The sequence below is a fragment of the Paenibacillus sp. LPE1-1-1.1 genome (assembly GCF_040676435.1).
Taxonomy (GTDB): domain Bacteria; phylum Bacillota; class Bacilli; order Paenibacillales; family Paenibacillaceae; genus Pristimantibacillus.
In genome coordinates this window covers 240,181-264,857 of record NZ_JBEGHY010000045.1, presented here as the reverse complement: position 1 = coordinate 264,857, position 24,677 = coordinate 240,181, and the positions used below count along the sequence as shown (strand labels likewise).

Below are 24,677 nucleotides of genomic sequence, written 5' to 3'. Positions count from 1 at the left end.
CTTTTTTCTCCCCTTTTTCGTTTCATTAGTCCTGGTATATGGTTAATCCCGATACCCTCGCATTGTTGGCTGTTACCCTTTGACCGAGCCAATGAGCACACCTTTTACAAAATACTTCTGGAGAAATGGATACACGCATAGGATCGGAATCGCGCTTACCATAACGGTTGCCATTTTGATTGACATCAAAGTCACGTTTTGCATTTGCGACCCTCTTGCCAGTGCTTCCTGATTCGAGTTCGACCCCAATATAGCCGACATATCCTGCGCTGAAAGCAGCTGCTGAAGGAAGGTTTGGACAGGGATTAGATTCTGCTCGGTGACGTAGAATGCTCCGGCGAACCAATCATTCCAGTGCCCGACTGCCGTGAATAAACCAATCGCCGCCAGCATCGGCTTCGATAATGGGACGATAATCTGAATAAGAATTCGAAAAGGTCCCGCACCGTCTAGCTCAGCCGACTCTATAAGCGCTTCCGGAATGCCTTGAATAAACTTCAGCATAACGAACATGTTCCATGCAGAGAATAGGCCCGGAATAATATAGACCATAAAATTGTTTATAAGACCCAGGTTATATAATTGGATATACAGTGGTACAAGTCCGCCGCTAAAGAGCATGGTAATAAGAATATAGCTGAGAATCGACTTCCGGAACGGAATCCGTTGATAAGATAAGCCGAAAGCAACCATCAGCGTGACCAGAAGTCCGGCGATCGTACCGAGAACTGTCCGCGCAATCGTAATCAGATAAGCATGCTGGATGACTTCATTGCCTAACACGATTTCATAATTTATAAGTGTAAATGCTCTAGGCCATAAATACACCCCGCCCTTCGCCGCATCGGTCCCCTCGTTCAACGAAATCGACAGCATGTAGGCGAATGGATAGAGCACGGATAAGCAAAGCAGCAGCATTAAAATGACGATAATACTTTGAGAGAGCATTTCTCCGGTTGAACGTTTCTTCAATTACCATAACCCCTCGCCATTCAATTTTCTGGATATCTGGTTGGTGAGAACGACCAGCACAAGGCTAATAAGCGAGGACAGCAGTCCAATAGCGGTAGCCATTCCAAAATAACCCTGCTGCAGCCCGCTTCGAAGGACATACGTGTCCAGAACATCCGCCACCTGCATATTCGCCGGATTCATAAGCGGATAAATCTGATCCATGCCTACGGCGATTAAACTCGGGATGCTGAGAATAAGAACGATGGATACGGTCGGCATAATGCCAGGCAGCGTTACATGCCGAATCTGAGCCCACTTCCCCGCGCCTTCCACTTTGGCTGCTTCATAGAGCTGCGGATCAATTGCCGAAATGGCTGCAAGATACAAAATCGTATTCCAGCCTACTTCCTTCCACAGACCGCTGGAAACAACCATTGGCCGGAACCATGCCTCCGATCCAAGGAAAAATATCGGCTCTCCGCCCATTTTGGTAATCAAGTCGTTAGCCAAACCGCCGTCTAACGTTAGAAAGGATTGCAAAATGTAAGCTACGACAATCCAAGAGAAGAAATGCGGCAAATAGCTCACGGACTGTACGAATCTTTTGAAGCCGGAATGAACCAATTCATTAATCATGATGGCCAATACAATCGGGGCCGGAAAACCGAATACAAATTTCAATACCGAAATAAACAGCGTATTTTTCACAACGATCCAAAATTGCGACTCCTGCAAAAATGAAAAATTGTCCAACCCTACCCATGTGCTGTCCCAAATCGATGACCCGATCTGAAAATCCCGAAATGCGATTTGGATCCCTGCCATAGGAACATAATTGAATAAAAACAAAAGCAAAACGGCCGGCAAAATCATTACGTATTGCCAACGATATTTGTATAGGCTTGCTAACATGATGTCGCGTCCCTCCTTCTACTATTCATTGTAAGGGGATTCAAAAGCGTTAACTATATAACGATGATTGGATTTTCATCGTAATGATTTGCATTTGGTCTCCGCGAAGCACAAAAAAAAACACGCCTGTTTCAGCGTGTTTAACATTTGTATACGTTGGTGCCTAGGGAGAGGATCATTCATTAACCTCGTCTGCGATTGCGAATGCGGTCCAGCAGCACGGCCGCAACGATAACGCAGCCCATGATAACCTTTTGCCAATAGGAATCCACGTTTAAGAGAGTCAATCCGTTGTTTAACACAGCAATAATTAAAACGCCGATGATCGTACCCTGGATGCGGCCGAAGCCTCCGACAAAGCTGGTTCCCCCGAGAATCACCGCTGCAATAGCGTCTAATTCCGCCATATTTCCAGCAGTAGGCTGCCCTGAGAAAAGCCTGCCGGCAAGTACGACACCTGCAATTCCGGCTAACAGCCCGCTGATGGAATAAACCTTGATAAGCGTTCGCTCAACCTTGATCCCCGTTAGCCTAGCGGCCTCTTCATTGCCTCCCACCGCATAGACATGACGACCGAACATCGTGTATTTCAATACGAAAAACATAATGATGTATACCAGTGTCATAATGTAGATCGGCGTTGGAATGCCGAGTATTTTACCTGCTCCGATAAATTTGAACGTCTCGTTCGTCAGTACAAGCGGGTATCCTCCGCTTATCACAAGCGCCAAGCCTCTTAAATAGGTCATGCTGCCAAGCGTGACGATAAAGGACGGCAGCTTGGGAACGGCAGTTAAATATCCGTTGATTGCGCCCGCGGCAAGCCCGATTGCCGCTCCAGCCAGCATGGAGATAATGGGATTGACGCCGGCGTTCGTAATCATGATCGAGATGACGCCCGACAAGGCAACCGTAGAACCGACGGAAAGATCAATGCCGCCCGTCAAAATGACAAGCGTCATCCCTGCCGCGAGAATTGCCGTAATCGATACCTGTTTAAAGATGTTCAGCATATTGCTCATTTCCAGAAAGTGGGGTGCGAAGACCGCCATTCCCGCAGTCAACAGCAGCAATATGATGACCATGCCCAATTGATTAAAGACATGGCTGAATTTTTTATTGATCAACTGGTCTTTGCCCACAGAAGGTTGAAGGTTAGTCTGCATTTAATTAATCTCCCCTGTTGCGTAATACATGATTTTTTCCTGCGTCGCTTCCTGCCTAGGCAGCTCCGCCTTGATCTTACCTTCATGCATGACCAAAATGCGGTCGCTAATGCCTAATATCTCCGGCAGCTCGGAGGAAACGACCAGCACAGCAAGACCTTCCTCCGCAAGCTTGCTAATTATTTTATGAATTTCCGTTTTGGCCCCAATGTCAACGCCACGGGTCGGTTCATCAAGCAGGAGTACCTTAGGCAAGGTTGACAGCCATCTTGCAATGACGACCTTTTGCTGATTTCCGCCGCTGAGCCCCATTACGTTCTGGTTCTTGGATGCGGCTTTTACCCCTAAGTCCTGAATAAATTGTTCGGCATCCTTATTCATTCGCTCATACTGCAAGATGCCGCTATTGCGGTAGCTATGCATTTGGGCCATCAAAATATTTTCCTGAACAGACAGATTCGGAAATAAACCTTGCTCCTTCCTGCTTTCCGGAACATGGGCAATACCGTAACGGATGGCGTCGGAGGGCGACTGGATGTTCACAGGCTTCCCTTCGATGATGACTTGGCCGCCGCTAAGCGCCGATATACCGAATATAGCCCGCAGGAGCTCCGTCCTGCCCGCTCCCACCAAACCGGCCAAGCCGACGATTTCACCCGGATACAAGCAAAGCGAAATACCCTTTACCGTTTTTTTATCGGAAATATCATGTAATTCCAGAACGGGCTCCCGCTTTGCTGCTACAGCAGTCTCCGCATATTTTCTTTGAAAAAGGTCCTTAATTTCCCTGCCGACCATAAGCTTTACCAGGTTATCCGGATTCGTATCCGAAATCGGGCCGCTTGCAATCCATTTCCCGTCGCGCAGTACAGTGAACCGGTCGGAAATACGGAAGATTTCATCCATGCGATGGGATATATAAACGATCGCGACGCCCTTGCGCTTAAGACCGTCTATAATAACGAACAGCTTTTCGATTTCTTTATCGGTTAATGACGCCGTAGGTTCGTCCATAATCAAAATTTCAGACTGAAAGGACAAGGCTCTGGCGATTTCCACCATTTGCTGCTGAGCAATGCTAAGCGAGGATACCTTTGCCTTCGGATCCAGAGTCGAGCCGATCGATCTTAAAATCGCTTCCGCTTTCTCATAAATGAGGCTCCATTGAATAAACCCCAGCTTATTTCTCGGAAATTTCGTACCCATCAGAATATTTTCGCCGATCGACAGGTTGGGGGACAGGCTGATTTCTTGATGGATGACGCTAATACCCTCGTCTCTCGCCGCCATCGGACTTGGCCAGTCCGCCGATTCATTTTTATACAGAATATGGCCGGAATCCGGACGGTACACGCCGGCCATGATTTTCATCAAGGTTGATTTCCCTGCCCCATTCTCCCCCATAAGGGCATGAACCTCTCCCTTATACAACTCGATATTGACATTATGAAGAACTTGGACGCCTGAAAAGGATTTATTTACGGACTCCATCTTCATGACAGGCTTCAACCCGGCATTCGGTTCCGCAGCGCGTTTTGTTGCTAGTACAGTCTCCATTTGGCCACTCCTTACTCCTTGTTACCTGATTACAACACGCGGTCAAAATTTGGACGAGATGCGTTGTCTGAATCAGATCACGCATCTCGTCCCCTAGATATTACCAGCCTTTGTAGGCATCTACATTATCCTGCGTAATCAATTCCGTCGGGATCAGCACTTGCGGCTCTACCGTCTCGCCGCCCAGAACCTTTATCGCGAGCTCGATCCCTTGAATAGCCATCTGGTTCGGGAATTGAGCAGATGTCGCCGCATAGCTTTTCTTTTCTTTCAAAGCGTCTGCCGCGCTTGGCGCGCCATCGACGCCTACGATGAAAAATTCATCCGAACGTCCAGCTTGCTCTTGTGCGATCTTGACGCCTACGCCTTCTTCGTCATTGATACAGAATACGGCATCGATCTGTTTATTCGCCTGAAGAATGCCTTCCATCAGCGTCAGCGCTTTTTCACGGTTACCTTCGCCGTTCTGATTAGCCACTACTTTAATGTCCGGGTATTTGGCCAATACTTCTTCGAAGCCTTTGATCCGGTCGGTAACGGCAGATACCGGAGGTCCATCGATAACGACGATGTTCCCTTTACCTTCCAAACGGTCAGCCAAATATTGGCCGGCAAGGCGTCCTGCTTGCACATTATCGGACATGACGACGGTATCGATGCCGCCTTCTGCGCTTCCGTCCAGCGCAACGACCGGAATGCCCGCAGCTTTCGCTTGCTGTACCGCGCCGGCAATTCCTTTGGAATCAAAAGGGCTGAGCAGAATCAGATCCACCTTTTGCGTAATAAAATCTTCAAATTGCTGGGTTTGCTTCGCCAGATCGTGATCCGCCGATACGACGATGACTTCCGCGTTGTGCTTGGCAGCCACTTCTTGAGCACCCTTAGACATGGCAACAAAGAACGGGTTACCCAGCGTTGGAACCGTCAATCCGATTTTCATTTTTTTCTGTTCCGGCTGGTCATCCGTTTTACCCGAATCCGTTTCTTTATTCGCCGCCTCATTGGTCGCAGCCGACGTATTATTCGAGCCTGTTTTGCTGCCTCCGTTACTACCTGAGCAGCCGGAAAGGACGAACACCAGAGCCAATAGGATAAGACCAAACGTTTTATATGATTTCATTGAGTACCCTCCAATATTTTTTGAGAAAATATACGCACCGGCTACACTTGATTTATTCCGTCAAATTTAAGACAATACAAATAGACTTGCTTTTTAAATCTTCACGATTTTTTAAGCATGCTCAAATACGGGTGTGAACAACTGGGCTGCAACCATTCGCCGTGGACTAAGCCGTTGTTTACACTCGTTCTTTTATGATTCTTGTTTTGACTGAGATCAACTCCTTTTGGCTCCAATCGGTTATGCGAGCCGCAAACTGAAACAAACTCCCCTTGAAGCGCTTGCTATGGTTTTATCCTGTCTCCTCTAAAGCATCACCTCCTTAACATTTCGACTATAAGAAATCGCTTACAAAGCATCGGATGAAAGATTAGCTGTTCCCAGCTTCATCCTTCCTGGCACTGCATGGTACCACATGGAGCATTAATCCACTTTGTTTGAATGCGTCTCTGCTTTCTTCCGATATACCGTCATCCGTCACGAATAATTGAATGTCAGATAACTTGGCAAACTTCACATGTTTAACTTCATCAATCTTGGATGAATCGGCCAGCAGGATCACTTCTTTCGCGCTCGCAATCATTTTGCGCTTGATACTCGCCTCGTCTATGTTCGGCGTACTGATGCCTTCAACCGGATGAATGCCATTTGTCGCGATGAATGCTTTATCTACGTGAATCATGCTGAGAATATGTTCAGCGAACGGACCGACAAGAGACATAACCTCTTTGCGCAATGAACCGCCCAAAAATATCAGCTCGATGCCGTTATAAGCCTGGAGCTCTTGTGCCAAAGGCACTGCGTTCGTTACGATCGTCAGCTTTTTGAATCGCTTCAATTCCTTGGCCAGATAAAGCATTGTTGTGCCGGAATCCAGCAAAATAACGTCACCGTCCTCTATGTACTGCACGGCCCCTTCCGCAATCGCTTTCTTTTGTTCGCAGTTGCTAATTTCCTTTTCAATAAAAGAAGGCTCAAAATGGACGTTGTACAAAGGAATGGCTCCGCCATGCGTCCGCTTGAGATGATTGCTCTCTTCCAATTCCTTCAGATCGCGGCGAATCGTAGATTCCGAAACCTGGAGCTCCTGTATCAATCCTTGCACGTCTACGCGATAACATTCGTTTAATATGTCCAGTATTCTTCTCTTCCGCTCTAATTCGTACATATGCACAGCCTCCAGCTTCACTTATCCAAATGATTGATTTTGACTATATCAATGACCGTTTACATTCATATTTGACCGTTTGTGATTTGGTTTGATTATAGTTTGGAGTTCCATTCTCTGTCAATCCTCTTTTTTTGAACGGATTATGGCAACAACAATTTACAGAAAAACGATTACGTAATGCATTGACAGATAAAAAGAAAACGTTTACCATATTCTTAAATATCGATTTTGCAGTGTTTCCGTCACATGGATTACCTTGTAAAAGAAAAAAGATCCGCCGCGGCGGACCCTTTTATGATTGCTGCTCCAGACGATCTACGCGCCTGCGAAGACGCTCAAATTCATTGGACAAACGTTCCACTTGACGTTCCAAGCGCGTTACCCTGCGCTCTAGGTTATCCGGTGCGGGCGGGCTAGGCGGAAACGGCGGCCCGGGTATAGGGATGTATATCGTTAACCCGACATAAATATAGTTGGGGTTTGTCAGGCCGTTCGCCTGCATGATGGCTTGAACGGAAGTTCCAAACCTCGAAGCGATCGACCAAAGCGTATCGCCGGGCTGCACCACGTAATTCATGAAATATTCCTCCCGATAATTAAATCCTTACCGAGATAGTGTATGTGCCCATGGCTTTTATTGATTGAGGCTAATGCCTATTTCGCAGCCTATTCCAGTTCTAGCTGTTCTTGATTAGGATATCCCTGCTGTTATCGCTGAAAACCGTTGTTATATTGCTCATCCGTTACGGGTTCCAACCATTCGGTATCGCCCTTTTGGACATTCGTGCTTATCGCAATATGCGCAAACCAGCTGTCCGGCGTTGCCCCATGCCAATGTTTCACATCCGGATCGATCTTGACGACATCCCCTTCATGAAGAATCTCGACCGGTTTGCCTTCCTCCTGGTAATAACCTGTACCGCCAGTAACAAGCAGAATCTGTCCGCCAGGGTGCTTATGCCAATTATTTCTTGCGCCTGGTTCGAATGTTACATTGCCGATCGGGCAATTAAATGTAGAATCCAAAGGAACAATCATTTCGAGCCACGCTGTACCGATGAAATAGTTATTCGTAATTTTATCGCCTTTCGGGAAGATGACGCCTTCAGTCAAATAATTGGATAAATTCATTTTCGATTCTCCTCATCGTACTCATTTTCGAGCCTTGTTAGTGTTTTTTCTTTTTCACGTACAGTCTGTTCATATCTTGTAATTTTATCATTAAGCCGTTCCAGCGTAGACTTCATGTCTTCCATTCTTATGATCAGCTGATCACGCTGCTCAATTAACAGCTCTTTTCTTGCCTCAAGCGTTTCATCGCCTTGTTGAAACAACCCGACATAATCGATCAAGGCTTCAATGGGAAGACCGGCGTTTCGCATACATTTAATGAATTCAACCCATCGAAGGTTTTCTTCCGTATAGTCCCTAATACCGCTTTTATTGCGATTCACGGGAGGAAGCAATCCAATCCGTTCGTAATAGCGGAGCGTATCCTGTGAAAGTTCAAATTTGGTACTGACTTCTGCCATCCTCATACGTTTACCCTCCTAATTCCGACATTGTACTTGATCTAACACAAATAGGAATGAAAAAGGATCAATTAATTCTCAGCGATCCGTCTTACTATGATTAAAAGCCGGAAATCGGATGCGGTACGTAAGCCTCTTCCAAGCTCGCAATTTCGTTTTCATCCAGCTTCACCGATAAAGCAGCCACTGCATCCTCCAAATGATGCGGCTTAGTTGCACCGACGATCGGCGCCGTTACCGGCTCCTTCTGGAGCACCCACGCCAGCGCGACTTGCGCGCGAGGGATGCCGCGCTTCGCCGCAACCTCTGCAACTCTTTCCACGACTTTACGATCAGCGTCTGCCGTTTTCGAATAGAACGCTTTTGAGACTTGGTCATTCGAGGAACGGGCTGTTTGCTCATTCCAATCCCGGGTCAATAGCCCTTTCGCAAGCGGACTCCATGGGATAACACCGATTCCATCTTCACGGCAGAGCGGCAGCATCTCCCTCTCTTCTTCCCTATACAGGAGATTCAAGTGATTCTGCATGGAAATAAACTTTGTCCACCCGTTCCGTTCCGCGGCATGCTGCGCCTTCAAAAACTGCCAAGCGTACATGGAGGAAGCCCCTATATATCTTGCCTTGCCTGCTTTCACGACGTCATGCAGTGCTTCCATCGTTTCTTCTATCGGCGTCCCGTAGTCCCAACGGTGGATCTGGCATAAATCCACGTAATCCGTACCCAGCCGCCGCAGGCTGTTGTCGATTTCATTCATGATCGCCTTACGGGACAGTCCCTCGCCATTCGGGCCCGGGTGCATACGGAAACGAACTTTGGTCGCAAGCACGATTTCCTCTCGACGGGCGAAGCTCTTAAGTGCGCGTCCGACAAACTCCTCGCTTGTACCATCCGAATACATATTCGCCGTATCAAAAAAGTTAATTCCGAGCTCCAGCGCTTGTTTAATAAACGATCTGCTTTCCTCTTCATTCAGCGACCATGGGGCGTTCCCGCGTTCGGGCACTCCATAGCTCATACAACCAAGGCAAATACGCGAAACATCCAAGCCGGTACGGCCAAGTTTGACATAGTCCATTCGTCATTCGCTCCTCTGTCTTTAATTAGGAAAAGCACTGCTAAGATAAGCTTACAGCCTGGAGTTAACTCCAAGTCAATACGGATTACGGATAAATTAATATTAAGCAATATTAATGCTATTTTACTTACGCTTTACTTTAGCGGTCTTACCCGGCCCGGTCGTACAATAAGCAGCCAAACGAAAATAAAGGCTAACGTTAGCATTGCGGTACCGGCAGCAAGCGCAAACGAGATCCGATGGGCGAGTAGATCTTGCTCACCCATGGTGGCGGAGCCGGCGGCTGCGAATATCGTAACGAGTATGCTGAGACCCATGGATCCACCGAGTTGGTGGGTGACATTTACGAGCCCGGAGGCGGCACCGGCGTCTTTTGGATCTACCCCTGCGATACCAGCGGCGGTCAGGGGACCAAGGGATGCTCCTTGGCCAATGCCAATTAGGACCATCGGCAGCGCGATACCAATGAGGTAAGAAGTATCAGCGGATAGGCGGCTAAGCCAAGCCATTCCGATTAGCGTAACAAGCAGACCGCCGGCAAGCAGACGCGCGTTACCGAACCGCCGAGTAAACTTCGGGACATTGATCGCGATTACGAAGTTGGTAATCGTCATTGGTAAAAAGGCGAGTCCAGCCTCAAGCGGGTTATAGTTTCTGACGCTTTGGAGGAACTGGGTAATGAAAAACCAGAACCCCATCATAGCTCCAAGAAAGAGGAAGCGTGCAGCGTAAGCCCCCACGCGATCCCGACTCGCGAACAGGCGCAGCGGCATGATCGGCTGCTCAGCGCGCCACTCGTTCAAAACGAAGAAGCCGAGCAGGAGCATGCCGGCGGCGAGGGCCGCAACCGTGACAGAATCACCCCAGCCCGCAGAGGCGGAGTGAACAATACCGTAGACGAGGGCGGTCATCCCGAGTGTTGAACCCATAGCTCCTGCCAGGTCAAACCGTCCCGGCCGATGTTCAGTCTCGGCAAGGTAGCGCGGGGTGGCCAGCATCATGGCAATCCCTATAGGCAGATTAATAAAGAAACCAACGCGCCACGAAAGCCAGTCGGTAAGAATTCCGCCGAGCACAAGCCCAAGGCTAGCCCCGATGCCGGCAACGGCGCCATAGTATGCAACCGCTCGCGTGCGCTCTTCCCCTTCAGGGAAATTCGCCGTCAGCTGCGCGAGAGTCGACGGTGCCAAAATCGCGGCGCCAATCCCCTGCAATACCCGGCTTCCGATCAGCCAGGAGACGGACTGTGCCAAACCAATGGCAAGCGACGCTGCCGTGAAAAGCGCGATTCCGGCGATGAACATACGGCGCCGGCCGAGGATATCTCCTACTCGAGCGCCGAGCAGCAGCAATCCGCCGAAGGCAAGTGTATAAGCGCTCTGAACCCAGGACAGGCCGGTGTCTGAGAAGCCCAGGTCTGCTTGGATCTCCGGAAGTGCAGTGATGACAATCGAAATATCGAGAACAATCATCAAGTAGCTAATCAGAATGATCGCTAGAACAGCCTTTTGATACGAACGCGTTCTTACACTGGCATCAGCCTGCGAGGCTTCAATATCGTTGATCCCGTATTCGTTAGCCATACTCTTCTCCTTCAATTGTAACAATTGTCTTATACTCAAAATCATTGAAAAATCGGATCATTATTAAACCTTGATATAATAATGAACAGTTGTATATAATTATAAAATATTACGGAACGCAGGTGACCTTTATGACTAAAGTGGATCGAAGAATTCTCAAGACACAGGAAGCATTAAAAAAAGCCGTTATCGAACTCATGTCAGAAAAAAAATTCGATGACATTACGATACAAGAGCTATCTGACAGGGCTAATGTAAGCCGAGGAACGATCTATCTTCATTACTTGGATAAATACGACTTGCTCGATAAGCTTATCGAGACCCATATCAATGAACTCCGCGAAATGTGCAAAGCGGCAGCCGACATGGATTTCATAGACGGGTCACTGATTTGGACCGAGTACTTCGACCAGAATTACACGTTCTTTGCGATGATGCTAACGAGTAAAGGCGCTCCATATTTTCGCAATCGTTTTCTCGACTTTCTTGTCGAAGAGTTCCAGGATGAGGTTGATATAACCAAAGGCATAAACGAAGGATTAAATAAAGATGTTGTCGTTCGGTTCGTTGCATCGGCTTACGTCGGCGTAGTAGAGTACTGGTTCACGAACGACAGGCCGTTCCCCCATCATGTTTTGGCCGAACAGCTAGGGACATTGCTGGAAAGAATCTGTAATTAGGCCTCGGAAACCCACCATGATTAGAATTTACTGTTTTGTATCATTTCAATCGATAGAAGCTAAAGCTAAAGCCTTATTTCTGGAGCTTAGCTTTTGCCCGATACGACATACGACTTTGTGTCTCCAGCTTCTACTTTATAAAAAACGGACCACCGTATCCTCAGTGGTCCGTTTATTAAGCTTACAAAGTAGACATGTCAATGACGAAGCGATAACGCACATCGCTGCGTAGCACGCGCTTATACGCCTCATCGACTTGGTCGGCACGGATTAACTCAATCTTGGGAACGATACCGTGCTGAGCGGAAAAATCAAGCATCTCTTGGGTTTCCCGAATCCCGCCAACGAGCGAACCGGCAAGGTTGCGGCGTTTCATGATCAAGGAAAAGACATGGTACTTGTCCGACTCGGCCGGCGCACCGACATTCACAAGCGTTCCGTCCACGCGAAGCAAGGATAGGTACGCATCGACGTCAAGATTTGCGGCAACGGTATTTAAAATGAGATCGAAACGATTTGCAAGCTCCGTGAACACAGCGGGATCGCTCGTTGCAAAATAATGGTCCGCGCCCAATTCGAAAGCTTCGCTTTTCTTATTCATGGACTGACTTAAGACCGTTACTTCCGCACCTAACGCATGCGCGTATTGTACTGCCAGGTGGCCAAGACCCCCCATTCCCACAATGGCAACTTTCTTGCCCGGGCCGGCGTTCCAGTGCTTCAACGGAGAATATGTTGTGATGCCAGCACATAAAAGGGGGCTAGCAGCATCCAACTCCAGACTGTCGGGAATGCGGACAACAAATCTTTCGGTGACGACGATTTTTTGGCTATATCCGCCGTAAGTTGGATTGCCATCGTAGTCTAACGAATTATAGGTTCCGACATAACCCTTCGTACAAAATTGCTCTTCACCCTTGAGGCAGTATTCGCATTCTCCGCAGGAATCAATAAAACAACCTACGCCAACGCGATCGCCAATGGCAAATTCCGTAACAGACGGTCCTACTGCTTCCACAACCCCTGCGATTTCGTGGCCGGGAACCATTGGAAAGATCCCGCCTCCCCATTCACCGAATGCATTGTGGATGTCGGAATGGCAAATCCCGCTAAACTTAATATCGATCAAGATATCGTTCGGTCGTAGTTCTCTCCGCTCAATCGTGGTCTTTTCAAATGGCGCTTTCGCACTTGCAACACTTAAAGCATGCGTTTTACACATATCTTCACTCTACTCCTTTTCGCTGGGAAATAGCTCGGCTCAGTAAAATTAGAAACACTTGATTCGATAACTTGTACCCAGCCGTTAATTTTAATGTACACCAACCTATTAATGTACACTTGATTATTATTATACAGGCGTACACAATGCTTTCAATTGTTAATTGAACGCGATTTGTTAATTAATGAACGAAGAAGCCGCAATTGTTCAGTAAAATTAAGACCGTTAGTAATCAACCCCCTTGATTTAATCTTGCATGGATAGAAGCTCGAATGGAGTATACTACTAGGAGTTAACTCCAGGTCAACAAGAATTATTGTGTGATAGCTTATTGAATGACCATCCAGTCAATCGCCGCAACAAAAACAGCGACTTCCAGGGACTTCAATCGTCCTAAGCGTCGCTGTTTTTCCAAACATTTTTTATGTAAACATTGTACGATATCATTCCTGCCAACCTTAAACCTACAAAACGCTTCGTTAATTAATCCCCAAAAATGGGGACTAGTTCACCTATAACCATTAAATAAATTAGCAGCACGACCGCCATACAACCGGCATATTTATAATTCGATCCGGCCATCTCAAACACCGGCTTCTTAAAGAGACCAGCCAGCAAGTTGTTCACGGCCGAGGCCGGCGATATAGGATTGGACAAGGCCCAGCTTCCGAGCAGCAACACTGCGAAATAAATCGGGCTAATCTGCACGCTCAAAGGATCAATGCCGCCAGCAAGGATAGTCACCGGCACGATTGGATGAAGACCGATCAAGGATGATCCCCCAATTAAAACCACCGTCAAAACCGAAAATGTTAAGGATTCAGGCAGCGGGATATGCCCCAGCAGGACGGGAACAGCAGAACCGAACTTCGTTGCGCCGATTGACCCGCTGAAGAAACCTGCGGCCAGAAACAGCGTAATCTCCTTCTGCAAAGCAGGTAAAGTGACCGTAACATGATTCTTAACTCCTTGCTTGTATACGGCCATAGCCCCCTTTGCCAAGCACCAGATCAGAGGAAATAATACAGCCGCCATACAGATTAACATGACCATTGGCAGCTCGATCAGCTGCTCCATCGCTAAGATGACAATAATGGCAGCTATTAAATATAGCCCGAGTCCGAACGGAAAAGCGGCTCTCTCCTTGTTTTCCACGGGTAGTGGAGGCGCCTCTATTTCGGCGTGACGCAATTTACGCAGATCGACCGCCCAGCTTACGGCGAGACTTAGGATTGCCAATCCGAGCAAATAAGGCAGAATGGACGTCCAGGGCAGCCCAAGAGCCGAGGTCACGAGCGCCATCGCGGCGAAATACGGCGACCAAAGGATCGCTCCTGCAAATCCCCGGTTTAGCGCATTGCCAAGCAGTAGCGCCATACCGGGCTGAGGCTTTACAAAGACCATTTGATAGACGACAGGGATCGAACCAACGTTGATGAATACACCCATGATTTGGGTCAGCAACTGCGTTCCCAGGAATAAAGCTGCATTGCTGCGAAGATTCGCTTCGTAAAACCGCTTCAAGGCTTCAATATACTCGGGAAGCCGAACAGGAATCCCAAACAAAGGCGCGAATAGGAACAGCGTAACGATCGTCACGTTTATTTCAGCCGCCTCGAACCAAACCGCGGCTTCCGCTTTCTGCAGCAACAAAAGGATCGCCCCGGCTGCCATAAAAAATGCGGTAAGCCAACGCGTCATCCCCTTAAGCTTTGGAAGCAGCAAGGCGATTGCAATAAAGACCAAGCTTCCCAGCAAAGGAGAAAGCATCTTCAGCTGCGTCAACTGCTGTACAATATAAACTACGGCAATGGAGAATATGATCGTCCTCTCCATTGCCGTCTTCACCGCGGATGTCATCCGATCCGCCCTCTTTCACTTTTCATTATTAATTAAATTGCCAGCAGCTTAAGCTTAGATTGCCGTACTGATAGCTGCGATGAATCAGCTTCGCCTCACGGTTAGCGTCACCGGTTCCCATCGCAAGAAGAAGTGGAATAAAATGTTCATTCGTTGGTACGGCCTCTTCGGCATGAGGAGCTTGCTCGCGATATTGAAAAAGCGCCTCCGTATCCCATAACTCGAGCTTACTCTGGAGCCAGTTGTCGAACTTCTCCGCCCACTCATCAGCGCTATCGGATTGCCATTTTAATCCTCTTAAATTATGAACGGTTCCACCGCTTCCAATGATAAGAATATCCTGCTCCCTAAGCTCCGTCAATGCCTTGCCAATCTGATACTGCTGCGCATTGGACAAGTTTCGGTTCACGGAAAGAGCGATAACCGGAATATCCGCATCCGGATATAACAGCTTCAGAACCGCCCAAGCTCCATGGTCCAGTCCTCTTCTCTCATTCAGAACGCTCTGAATGCCTTGCTTCGCAAACATCGATTGAATCTGCTCAATGAGCTGGCGATCGCTTTGGGCCGGATAGGTCATCTCGTAAAGTTCATCTTGAAACCCGCCAAAATCATAAATCGTTTCATACGTTTCAGCAGCGCTGACTGTCTGGACTTCCTCCTCCCAATGAGCCGAAAAGAGCACGATCGCTTTCGGTTTAGGCGTATGATCCTTAAAGGTCTTTAGCAGTTGTGTATACTCGTTATCCTCAAGCACGATCGACGGGGCGCCGTGCGCGAAAAAATAGGAAGGCATCATTCGGCTTCTCACTCCTTATTTATCATCAATCCGGCATCCTGCTTCAGCCAATGCAGAGCATCAAGCTGGTTCTCCTCCGATACGCCGTGGTCGGTCGGATATATTTTGAATGTCAAACGCTGCGTCTTATCCTCGAAATAAGCCGCAGTCTCGCGGCCGATCCGAACCGGGAATACCGAATCATACTCTCCATGCGTAATAAATACCGAAACATCCTTTACGCTTCGAAGCAGATACTCCGTCTTTACAAAGTCAGGAACGTACCCGTTCAGCGCAACGATTCCCTTTAATTGATCGCCCATCGTAAGCGCCAGCGTCATGGACAGAATGGCGCCTTGGCTAAAGCCGAGCAAATAACGTTTTCTTGGATCGATCGGATACTTTTCCGTCGCATAATGAATGAATGCTTCGAGCTGGTTAGCCGCTTTGTCAAACATTTCTCGGATTGGATTGCCCAGGCTTTTTAAATCATAATACTGGTAACCGGCGCCAAGCGGCAAATTGCCGCGGATTCCGATGATGATGAAATCATCGGCCAACGATGCGACCAAACCGAACATATTGCTTTCATTCGAGCCTTTGCCGTGCAGCGTAAAGAGGGTCGGATATTTTTTGTCCGGGTCCAGATTGACCGGCAAATGAATGTCATATTGATAAACCGGATTCATAATAAACCTCCATCCTTGTAAGTTATGCAGTGCGTCTGTTCATAATAAGACGGTCAACCGAGAGACTCGTTTGCTCCGCAACTACCAGATACAACGAAACCAACATAAATCCGAGATCCAACTCATAACCGGTCGATTGTGCATTGCCAAGAAGTCCGGCCGAAAGCTTCGTCGTGACAATTGCGCCGATGAGCATGACGACAAACAATCCCGATACGTAACGAGTAAACAATCCCACAATCAGCATGATGCCGCCGACAAGCTCAAGCAGGGCCACGAAATAGGCCAAAAATCCCGGAATACCGATTGAACTGAACCATGCATCTACATTGCTTAGTCCCATTTGAAACTTAGCGATTCCGTGAAATACAAATATGATTCCCATCACCACGCGCATAATAATCGATACAGCTGCTGTCTTTGTCATTCAAATTCTCTCCTCCACAAAATATAAGTTATAATAAAATAAATTTTATATGTGTAATTTATAGCAAACCACATTGACTTGTCAACTGGAAAATTGCTAATATGAAATTATGTTTCGTATTACAAATATTCTAGAGGTGTAATCAGATGGATATCGGCTCTACCATACGGGCGATACGGAAGCGAAAGAATATCACCATCGCTCAAATTTGCGAAGAAACAGGCCTGTCCCAAGGCTTTATGAGTCAGGTTGAAACCAATAAAACCTCCCCCTCCATAGCTACGCTGGAAAATATCGCGCAGGCTTTGAAGGTTCCTTTAGCTTATTTGCTCTTAAAGAAAGAGGAGCGAATGAATGTTGTTCGGAGGGAAGAACGAAAAATTACGACAAGCGGTTTCGAGAAATTAAAGGTGGAGCACCTGAGCTCCACCAAGAACGTAAAGATGATGCTCGTAGAGTTCCCTCCCGGTGCTTCAACGGGGAACGTGCCACATGCGCATGAAGGCGAGGAGGTCCATATTGTCATTAAAGGGAGGATCTATGCAGTGCAGGGGGAAGATGCGGCTGAATTTGCAGAGGGCGATTCCTTCAGTTGGAACGCGTGCACGCCCCATCTCGTGAGAAACATTGGGGAGAACACGGCTATCGTGCTTATCTCCATCTACGCAGAGAACGAGCAAGGACAGGATCATATCTAAACAGGTATAGGGCAGACCGGAAGCTCCTTCGGTTCTGCCCGAATGAGCGGAGGGCTCCATTGAATAAATCTCAGCGGATATTAAACATACTCATGACGGTCAGTTCCAAGAAGAAATTTAATATAAAGGATCTAACCGAGGAGTTTCACGTTTCCAAAAGAACGATTCTAAGAGATTTGCAGGAACTCTCTGAGCTGGGGGTACCTTTATACTCCGAATTAGGCATCAATGGAGGATATCATATCCTTAAAGATCACACCTTGCCTGCGGTCCGTTTTACCGAGAACGAAGCTATAGCCTTATTTTTCATCGCTGAATCATTAAAATACTATAACCAGCTGCCTTTCGAATCAGAAACGCAAGCTGCTTTGAAGAAATTTTACCATCACCTGCCTTCTGGCATTAAGATCAAAATAGATCAGATGCGTTCAAAAATCCTTTTCTGGGTCCCCAACCGCCCATTGAAAACCCCCTTTTTATCTGATTTGCTAGAAGCCGCGCTCCATCAGAGCAGGATCTCCGTCTCCTATGAATCACAGAATGGCGTTTCATGCAGGGATATCCAGGTGATTGGGGTATATACCATGAACGGCTTCTGGTATTGTCCGGCTTATTGTTATAAATCGCAGGATTACAGAACTTTCCGCGTAGACCGTATCCTCTCCTTTGCTGTATCAACAGAAACCGTTGAAAAGCTGGACTTAAGCAACCATCATGTAATCGACTGGGTATTTCCTGATAAAGCGGAATCAGAATTAGGACAAGGCCTGACGCTAAAGGTCGAATTGAACAAACGCGGAGTATGGCAATGTAAATCCGATTTTTGGATGTCCCAAGGAATGACCATCCATGAAGATGAGACTGGAACGATAATAAAAACAATACAGGCTTCCGATGTGCCCTGCGTAGTCGATACCATTATGCAATGGGGGACGGATGCCGTTGTGATGGAGCCGCCAATGATTAGAGAGTTGATCATCAAACGCACGAAAGAGATATTAAATCTTTACAACGCTTCTCTCTAAATTTTATAGAATCATCTAGACATTTGATAAATTTGAGTTTCAAAGTCATGAATATACAGATCATGTTTCCCCATCTGGGTACTGATTTCATCTTCCCCGGATCGATAGATCAAATTTTTATTTTTTCCGAAATATTTCATCGCATCCATACTCTCTTCAAAGCTTACAGTGAGCGGATTGCCGGATAAATTAACGACGATCAGCAATTCCTCTTTCTCGTTTCTTTGAATATAAGACAAAACCATTTCTTCGGAATGATGAATAAATTGCAGCTCTCCATTCCACAAAGCAGCATGGTTCGTTCTAAGATGGATAAGGGATTTATAATGCCGAAACATCTTTTCGTCAAAATGAGTCCAGTCCAACTGGTAATCTTCAAATAAAGAGGTCCAGGTATTTAAAGTTCGCTCGTTAAATTCTTGCCCCATCATGATAAAAGGCACGCCTTCAACCGTCATCAATATAGAGGCTGCAGGCATCGCTATTTCTTCCCCCAGGAAGGCCCATATTCTTGAGCATTCCTTTTCTTCCAGCCATCTCATGCGTAAAGCGCCTTTTGGAAAGCTGTATTTATAGGACTTATAAATCCAAATAAAATCGATCCTTGTTATCTTGCTGTCTGCCAAATCTTTAATCGCTAATCTTAGGCTGCCATCATAAGTTAAATTACATGATTCCAGATGATGATATTCATCGTAGGATTGTGAAATCAGGACGATATCGTCCTTCACTTTATGGAGCTCCTGCCTAATTTCCGATAAAAAATCAAAAGGAGTGATATCCGAATCATCTAATCGAAAGCCGTCAAAATCAAATTCGGCGATCCAATAAGCCATCGCTTTCATAACGTATGCTCTCATATCCCTGTTATCAAAGTTTAATCCGGCAAAATAGTCCCGATTCGGAACTTCATAATAAACTTCGTTACTCTCATTTCGTGTAAAATATTCCGGATGGCTTTTGGTCTGGATGTGATCTACGCTTCCGCGATTCATCACCCAATCCATAATGACCTTCATTCCATTAGCATGCGCCTTAGCAATCAATGCCTTTAATTCTTCAGCTTTGCCATAACTGCCGTCAATGGAATAATAGTCTTTCACCGCATAGGGATCGCCGTATTTCCCCATTCTCTTTTCCTCGCCAACCTCATGAAACGGCATAATCCATAGCGTATTCACTCCGAGCTCTTTCAAATAATCCATTTTATCTGCAAGGCCATTAAAGCCGTTATCATTAAAAGCTCTCATATGCAGCTCATAAATAACAGCCTTCTTTAACCATTCCGGGCTTTCTATTGCTTGAAAATTTTCATACATGTATCCGGGGCTGTGTTCTGTAATATCAGTCGTTCTAATGAGTACATCTCCATTTTCGGTTACCGTTATGGCCGAATTATTCTGCCCATCCTCGGAAATATTCGAGTTCAGAGGGTCGGTTATCCACTCTTTATCGTCTACAACGATTTTGTAAAGATGCCTTCCTTTCGGTAAGCTCAGTTCAAGCTCCCAGCGATTGCTCCCCTTTTGGTCCATTTTATGTTTGGTATGATCCCAGGAATTAAAGGTTCCTGCTACTGAAATAACCTTAGCCTGATGGTCGGCTTGATAAAGAAACCTTACTCCTTGCTGTCCTTTTGCCGGGAAGCCATGTCTCATATTATTCTCCTTCGTGGAGGTTACTGTTAGAATGCCATTCCTCCTAAACTAAAAATAACATGGAAAGGAGACAGAACCTGTCACCTTTCCGGTGGTTGTATAGGCTCTTTTTTAAAACCCCATGCCTAAATGCCAGGATGAACAAATAATTAGCAATTGTTTACAGATCAAACCAAAGATGTTATGCTCATTTTATAATAAATAGTTCTAATAGACATGTCTATTAGATATTAGTTAATGATGGGGGGGAATGCAGCTTGCAGGACAAAATCATACTTGGCTTATTGCTAGACGGGGATAAGTCATCCTACGATATGAAGAAGAGCATGGAATCAAGTACCGGGTTCTTTTATAATTCCAGTCAAGGCAGCATACAACCAGCCTTAAAAAAGCTCATCCAGAATGGCCATGTCCAGGTAACGGAGGAGCGTCGCGGGGCAATCATCAAGAAGATTTTCTCGATCACGGAGAAGGGAGAAAAGGAGTTCCTGAGCTGGGCTAGTGATCCGATCGCGTTGGAAAAACCGAGAGATCCCGCGCTCGTCAAAATGTTTTTCTTTAACTATGTCGACGGTCACAGAAAACTTGAACTCGTTGAAGCATACTTGCGTGAAATCGAGACGGTCGAGACAACCTTGAAAATGATTCAGCAAATGAATCGCGAAAAGATCGGGAATAACAGTGAGCTTTTGAATAATCCGAAATGGAAAAGCAGGCTGGATACATTGGAATTTGGAGCGGAATATTATGCGTTCTTGAAGGATTGGTACGGGAGGTACTTAAAAAACATAAAAGAGGAGCTGGAGCGGTGAAGGTAAAGAAAAACAAAACGCTTAGGAACGCGATTATTTTTTCGCTCATTGCGTTAAGCTGCGGGTGGATCGGACGTCTGGTGGACCTGCAAGCAGGAACGGATGAGAACGGGAGCCTCGGACAGCTGATTTGGATCGTGTCACCGCTCCTTTGTATGGTGGTTTTGCGCAGTTGGATGGGAGACGGCTGGAAAGATTTCGGCGCCAAGCTTCGTATTAAGGGAAACATGCTTCCGTATTTGTTCAGTATCTTATTCTTTCCTTTGATGACAACGGTGATCGTCGGTGTCGGTATGGGACTTAGGTGGACGGATATGCTCCAGTCGTCTACTCCCTATCTGGCGGCATTCGGCCTGGCTCTCCTACCGAGCTTGTTCAAAAACATTTTCGAGGAATTTGCATGGAGGGGTTATCTCGCTCCGAAGCTATTCTCGCTCGGGTATAGCCGCTTTTTCGTCCACATTGCCGTCGGGATCATTTGGGGGGCCTGGCATTTTCCCTATATGTTTTTATTCGTGGACACCACGGAAAGCATGATCACCTATATCCCCCGCATGATGATCGGTGTGATCGCCTTGTCCATTTTGTATGGCGAGATTCTGTTGATAACCAAAAGCGTCTGGCCGGCCGTCGTTATGCATACGATGGGAAATGCCTTCGTCGATACGCTGATTTTGAAAAAATTCATTCACGTACATGAAGAGTTCGGCTATATTGCCATGCCGAGTCCTGAAGGAATCCTCGCCATCGCTTTGACCGGTCTAACCGGTCTGTGGATTTATAAGAGAAGAAAAAGAACCGCGTTTGGGGCCCCTGCCCAGCATCAACCATTTGAAAGAATGTAGAAAAGCTACCTGCCGTTAATGGAACGAGGCTGCCACTAGATCCTATGGCAGCCTCGTTGTGAAGTTTATTTGTTCTTTCGATCTCCATTAGAACGACGATATGCTTTTTCATGGAATTGAATGATGCTGCGGAACAGCAACTTCCCATCGTCCGGCAACCGATCACTCTCTTCGAAGTTAAAATACATCGCCTGATAGGGCTCCGTCACCCAAATGTACTGATGAACATAAGCAGTGAGTTGGAATTCGTTTGTTTCCCAGAAATGAATTCGCCGGCTATTTCCCTCCGTTGGTTCGGATTCCACTTCGACGATGATCCCTTTGCAGTTCGCGACTGTACGCGCCCAATTTTTGATACGGTCAAGCAATTGTCGGCCGTATCCCTTGCCGCGAAGCTCTTTACGAACCGCTATATAATCAATTAGCAAAGCTCCCGCTTTCTGATCGATTCCTGTCAACGCCATCCCAAAAATTTCTGATCCCTGGGCAATTATGTGTAGTTGGCACATACGTTTTTCAAACATGCGGTGAACGATATCGCGGCTTTTCTTGCCATCAAGGGGAAACGCTTGTTCGTAGATTTGCTCTGCTGCGCTCCACTGTGCTTCATTCCATTCGTCGGTGATGCGGTATTCCAAAACCTCCATTGATGTTCACCACTTTCGGAAACTATCTGCGTCTACATTCTTAAGTTACATTGATTCTCAATAGTCTGGTTTTCGTAACCATCCCCGCACTCTCCAGAGTCCTCTTAGAAGCTTCATTATAGTACCAGCATCCACTTATAGGCTTAATGTCCTGCTTATGACACCATTTCCTTAATTCTAAAATGATAACTCTCCCAATTCCTTGTTTTCTATATGCCTCATTAGTAAACATGCCTATGCTTGCTAATCCTTTGAACAACTTAGACTTTCCAACTACTCCGATTCCAAGCAACTCAGCCCCCCTATAATAGGTAAAGAGTTCTCCACTTTCAATCCGCCGTTCATAGTGGTCAAGAAATTCTCCGCAGATTTGTTGTATTTGTTGCAGATCTTCTAAATTAGCAGGCCGAAATGATTCATCACCTGTAACATTACTCTCTATTATTTCTACTTGATTGTCTTGGAAAAAGTAAGCTTGTTTGTTAATCGTAAAGTCCTTATCTAAAGCTAGGCTTATAAATAGTTCATCGCAGGTCGGAACGAAAAGTGAGTTCACCGTGTGATGTTCAAGCACATGGCTAAACATCTTCTGCGAGTGCATTTGGTAAGGGCGACTGATATAGAACTGGGTAAGAAGTTCGTTATTATGAATGGCATAGTAACCCACTGCTTTTGATCCCTCTTGAAGCATGTAATAAGCCGATTCTAAAATATGCTCCTCCAAGAAAGAATCAAAAGGTGAAGATAGCCCTTGGATGTATTCTTCAAATAGATATTGAATTTCATGGATAAGACATTTTTTTGCTATCATCCCAAGCCATCCTTTCAAGAGACATTATTATTAATTCTATAGTAAATGATGCTTTTCATAAATTAAAGGGAAAGTGAAGCAAATAGTTAAACTAACCTGCCGGTTAGTTGTTTATCTCATAAAAAAATCCGCTTAAAAAAAAGCGGAATTCAAGATTTTTTTCTTAGGTACCTATGGAGCGTTTTATTAGTACACATGCTTCGTTATCATTTTTTAATGTCATTATCTTTATTTTGCAGAACCTGTTTCACCAAATTTTCTGACGCTTCTTCGTTAATGGAATTCACCGCCGGTACATGCTCTATCGCATTCTGCGCATAGCTTGTTCCCGAGTGATTTAAATTGGTAAAGGCAACCGGCTGCTTCTCAATTTTGGAGTTGCTTAGCTGATCTTGTTTCATAAGGATTCAACCTCCATTCTTTTTTAAATTCAAGTTATTTTGGATGTATTCATTAAATAATATGCATATTTAGGGTGATTTCATTGGAAAAAGTTTCTTATCCTATTGTCCCCGTTCATTTGCGTTCCCCAAAGAAAAGCCGACTCACTCGTTTAGAGAAGTCTTCAATTCCAAAGTTTCCCTTATCGAGCCGGTTATACCAGTTCGTTATCGTTTCCAAGATCCATAAAGGTACCTGTACCTCGCTTATCAGAGGATAAAAATGTTTGTATGTCCACACCAAGTGTTCCCAACGACTATCGTTTCCTTCCTTGATATACTCCGATACATCAAGAACTTTTCCTCTTCCCTCTTGCAAAAGAACATTTTTTAGATGAATATCCCTCGGGTTCAGCCCCTGACTTCGGACAAACTCGCGGGCCTCCTCTACGTCTTGGATCACTTGCTCTGGAACACGGACACCTTGTAGAAGACAATCGTATAAGGTAACTCCTTGTTCGAAACTTAAAACCAGATAGTTAGATCCTGCTCCATAACATTGGGCGAAATACTGCGATCCTTTTAAGCGTTTGTATATACCTTCTTCCACTTCTTTTTTCTCTAATGCCTGAGCGGAATACACTTTATATGCGTAATTAGGGGTGTCCGGGGAATAAAAGACCGCGGCATCCGTTCCGATGCCGATGCAGCGCAAATCTTCCGAAAAACCGATGACGGAGACAGGTTTATTGTTTTCATGACCAACGACCTCAATAGACCTCAATGCTTCCTCAGCTTGTTTCCAATCTGGATTCATAACCATCTTCTCCTTGTTTTTTTGGCATTTATTTTCGCCGACGGACCCATTTCCCTATTTTAATCCATACTGAGCCAGCAATAAACAGATCAGCACTGTAATTCAATGAAATAGACAATGTTGCGCTATTCTGCCCGTTATCTTAATAAAATGAGCAGGCCACCGCAGCGCCTGCTCATCTATGTATGTTATTCAACTATCGGTCTCGTTAGTTCAATCTTGCCATTTGTCCCTCCATTAATCTGACCGCTCAGC

26 protein-coding genes are annotated in these 24,677 nt (G+C 46.1%); 5 read left to right on the top strand and 21 right to left on the bottom strand.

Annotation, left to right across the window (positions count from 1 at the left end; translation table 11 throughout):
* Positions 1 to 72 precede the first annotated feature (72 nt).
* The 11 genes from MRBLPE1_RS30160 to MRBLPE1_RS30110 form a co-directional block, all read right to left on the bottom strand.
* Positions 73 to 972, bottom strand: a complete 900-nt coding sequence (locus tag MRBLPE1_RS30160) for a carbohydrate ABC transporter permease (protein WP_364153302.1) — start codon at positions 970 to 972, stop codon at positions 73 to 75.
* Positions 973 to 1,866 (bottom strand): ABC transporter permease, encoded by an 894-nt coding sequence (locus MRBLPE1_RS30155; RefSeq protein WP_364153300.1) that lies wholly within the window; start codon positions 1,864 to 1,866, stop codon positions 973 to 975. It lies immediately after the preceding gene.
* 182 nt (positions 1,867 to 2,048) lie between these two features.
* Positions 2,049 to 3,032 (bottom strand): ABC transporter permease, encoded by a 984-nt coding sequence (locus MRBLPE1_RS30150; protein ID WP_364153297.1) that lies wholly within the window; start codon positions 3,030 to 3,032, stop codon positions 2,049 to 2,051.
* The gene (locus MRBLPE1_RS30145; protein WP_364153294.1) at positions 3,033 to 4,589 is read right to left on the bottom strand and encodes a sugar ABC transporter ATP-binding protein; all 1,557 of its coding nucleotides are present in this window, start codon (positions 4,587 to 4,589) and stop codon (positions 3,033 to 3,035) included.
* Positions 4,590 to 4,689: 100 nt separating this feature from the next.
* Positions 4,690 to 5,709: an ABC transporter substrate-binding protein gene (locus MRBLPE1_RS30140; protein ID WP_364153292.1), complete on the bottom strand. Its 1,020-nt coding sequence runs from the start codon at positions 5,707 to 5,709 to the stop codon at positions 4,690 to 4,692.
* A gap of 370 nt (positions 5,710 to 6,079) precedes the next feature.
* Positions 6,080 to 6,877 (bottom strand): DeoR/GlpR family DNA-binding transcription regulator, encoded by a 798-nt coding sequence (locus MRBLPE1_RS30135; protein WP_364153289.1) that lies wholly within the window; start codon positions 6,875 to 6,877, stop codon positions 6,080 to 6,082.
* 295 nt (positions 6,878 to 7,172) lie between these two features.
* Entirely contained in the window at positions 7,173 to 7,457 is a 285-nt protein-coding gene (locus MRBLPE1_RS30130) for a LysM peptidoglycan-binding domain-containing protein (RefSeq protein ID WP_364153287.1), read from the bottom strand.
* Positions 7,458 to 7,588: 131 nt separating this feature from the next.
* Positions 7,589 to 8,011, bottom strand: a complete 423-nt coding sequence (locus MRBLPE1_RS30125) for a cupin domain-containing protein (RefSeq protein ID WP_364153285.1) — start codon at positions 8,009 to 8,011, stop codon at positions 7,589 to 7,591.
* Complete coding sequence (locus tag MRBLPE1_RS30120) at positions 8,008 to 8,418, bottom strand: MerR family transcriptional regulator (protein WP_364153283.1); 411 nt, start codon at positions 8,416 to 8,418, stop codon at positions 8,008 to 8,010. The genes MRBLPE1_RS30125 and MRBLPE1_RS30120 overlap by 4 nt, the downstream gene beginning before the upstream one ends.
* Positions 8,419 to 8,512: 94 nt before the next feature.
* A complete protein-coding gene (locus MRBLPE1_RS30115; protein ID WP_364153280.1) occupies positions 8,513 to 9,490 on the bottom strand; it encodes an aldo/keto reductase in 978 nt (325 codons plus the stop codon).
* Between the two features lie 134 nt (positions 9,491 to 9,624).
* On the bottom strand, positions 9,625 to 11,073 hold the full coding sequence (locus MRBLPE1_RS30110) for an MFS transporter (RefSeq protein ID WP_364153277.1): 1,449 nt from the start codon (positions 11,071 to 11,073) through the stop codon (positions 9,625 to 9,627).
* 131 nt (positions 11,074 to 11,204) lie between these two features.
* Between MRBLPE1_RS30110 and MRBLPE1_RS30105 the strand changes: the two genes are divergently transcribed.
* Positions 11,205 to 11,753, top strand: coding sequence for a TetR/AcrR family transcriptional regulator (locus tag MRBLPE1_RS30105; RefSeq protein WP_364153274.1), 549 nt, complete (start codon positions 11,205 to 11,207; stop codon positions 11,751 to 11,753).
* 181 nt (positions 11,754 to 11,934) lie between these two features.
* Here MRBLPE1_RS30105 and MRBLPE1_RS30100 read toward each other — a convergent pair whose 3' ends face one another.
* The 5 genes from MRBLPE1_RS30100 to MRBLPE1_RS30080 form a co-directional block, all read right to left on the bottom strand.
* Positions 11,935 to 12,975, bottom strand: coding sequence for an NAD(P)-dependent alcohol dehydrogenase (locus tag MRBLPE1_RS30100; RefSeq protein ID WP_364153271.1), 1,041 nt, complete (start codon positions 12,973 to 12,975; stop codon positions 11,935 to 11,937).
* A gap of 483 nt (positions 12,976 to 13,458) precedes the next feature.
* Positions 13,459 to 14,835, bottom strand: coding sequence for a hypothetical protein (locus MRBLPE1_RS30095; RefSeq protein WP_364153268.1), 1,377 nt, complete (start codon positions 14,833 to 14,835; stop codon positions 13,459 to 13,461).
* Between the two features lie 28 nt (positions 14,836 to 14,863).
* A complete protein-coding gene (locus tag MRBLPE1_RS30090; RefSeq protein ID WP_364153265.1) occupies positions 14,864 to 15,634 on the bottom strand; it encodes a DODA-type extradiol aromatic ring-opening family dioxygenase in 771 nt (256 codons plus the stop codon).
* A gap of 8 nt (positions 15,635 to 15,642) precedes the next feature.
* Positions 15,643 to 16,302, bottom strand: coding sequence for an alpha/beta hydrolase (locus MRBLPE1_RS30085; protein ID WP_364153262.1), 660 nt, complete (start codon positions 16,300 to 16,302; stop codon positions 15,643 to 15,645).
* Positions 16,303 to 16,324: 22 nt separating this feature from the next.
* Complete coding sequence (locus tag MRBLPE1_RS30080) at positions 16,325 to 16,729, bottom strand: DoxX family protein (RefSeq protein ID WP_364153260.1); 405 nt, start codon at positions 16,727 to 16,729, stop codon at positions 16,325 to 16,327.
* Between the two features lie 146 nt (positions 16,730 to 16,875).
* On the opposite strand from MRBLPE1_RS30080, the gene MRBLPE1_RS30075 reads away from it, so the two are divergent.
* Both MRBLPE1_RS30075 and MRBLPE1_RS30070 read left to right on the top strand, forming a co-directional pair.
* The gene (locus tag MRBLPE1_RS30075; protein WP_364153257.1) at positions 16,876 to 17,427 is read left to right on the top strand and encodes a helix-turn-helix domain-containing protein; all 552 of its coding nucleotides are present in this window, start codon (positions 16,876 to 16,878) and stop codon (positions 17,425 to 17,427) included.
* Positions 17,428 to 17,486: 59 nt separating this feature from the next.
* Positions 17,487 to 18,452: a helix-turn-helix transcriptional regulator gene (locus tag MRBLPE1_RS30070; RefSeq protein WP_364153254.1), complete on the top strand. Its 966-nt coding sequence runs from the start codon at positions 17,487 to 17,489 to the stop codon at positions 18,450 to 18,452.
* An 11-nt stretch (positions 18,453 to 18,463) separates the two neighbouring features.
* Here the strand turns inward: MRBLPE1_RS30070 and MRBLPE1_RS30065 are convergent, their stop codons facing one another.
* Entirely contained in the window at positions 18,464 to 20,110 is a 1,647-nt protein-coding gene (locus MRBLPE1_RS30065; RefSeq protein ID WP_364153252.1) for an alpha-amylase family glycosyl hydrolase, read from the bottom strand.
* Between the two features lie 257 nt (positions 20,111 to 20,367).
* Here MRBLPE1_RS30065 and MRBLPE1_RS30060 point away from each other — a divergent pair, with 257 nt between their 5' ends.
* Positions 20,368 to 20,922, top strand: coding sequence for a PadR family transcriptional regulator (locus MRBLPE1_RS30060; protein WP_364153250.1), 555 nt, complete (start codon positions 20,368 to 20,370; stop codon positions 20,920 to 20,922).
* Positions 20,919 to 21,767: a type II CAAX endopeptidase family protein gene (locus tag MRBLPE1_RS30055; protein WP_364153247.1), complete on the top strand. Its 849-nt coding sequence runs from the start codon at positions 20,919 to 20,921 to the stop codon at positions 21,765 to 21,767. The genes MRBLPE1_RS30060 and MRBLPE1_RS30055 overlap by 4 nt, the downstream gene beginning before the upstream one ends.
* A gap of 65 nt (positions 21,768 to 21,832) precedes the next feature.
* Here the strand turns inward: MRBLPE1_RS30055 and MRBLPE1_RS30050 are convergent, their stop codons facing one another.
* The 4 genes from MRBLPE1_RS30050 to MRBLPE1_RS30035 form a co-directional block, all read right to left on the bottom strand.
* Positions 21,833 to 22,414 (bottom strand): GNAT family N-acetyltransferase, encoded by a 582-nt coding sequence (locus tag MRBLPE1_RS30050; RefSeq protein WP_364153245.1) that lies wholly within the window; start codon positions 22,412 to 22,414, stop codon positions 21,833 to 21,835.
* Positions 22,415 to 22,454: 40 nt separating this feature from the next.
* Positions 22,455 to 23,225 carry a GNAT family N-acetyltransferase gene (locus MRBLPE1_RS30045; RefSeq protein WP_364153242.1) on the bottom strand — a complete coding sequence of 257 codons (771 nt, stop codon included), beginning with the start codon at positions 23,223 to 23,225 and terminating at the stop codon, positions 22,455 to 22,457.
* Positions 23,226 to 23,431: 206 nt separating this feature from the next.
* A complete protein-coding gene (locus tag MRBLPE1_RS30040) occupies positions 23,432 to 23,626 on the bottom strand; it encodes a hypothetical protein (protein ID WP_364153239.1) in 195 nt (64 codons plus the stop codon).
* A gap of 115 nt (positions 23,627 to 23,741) precedes the next feature.
* A complete protein-coding gene (locus MRBLPE1_RS30035) occupies positions 23,742 to 24,422 on the bottom strand; it encodes a serine/threonine protein kinase (RefSeq protein ID WP_364153236.1) in 681 nt (226 codons plus the stop codon).
* Positions 24,423 to 24,677 lie beyond the last annotated feature (255 nt).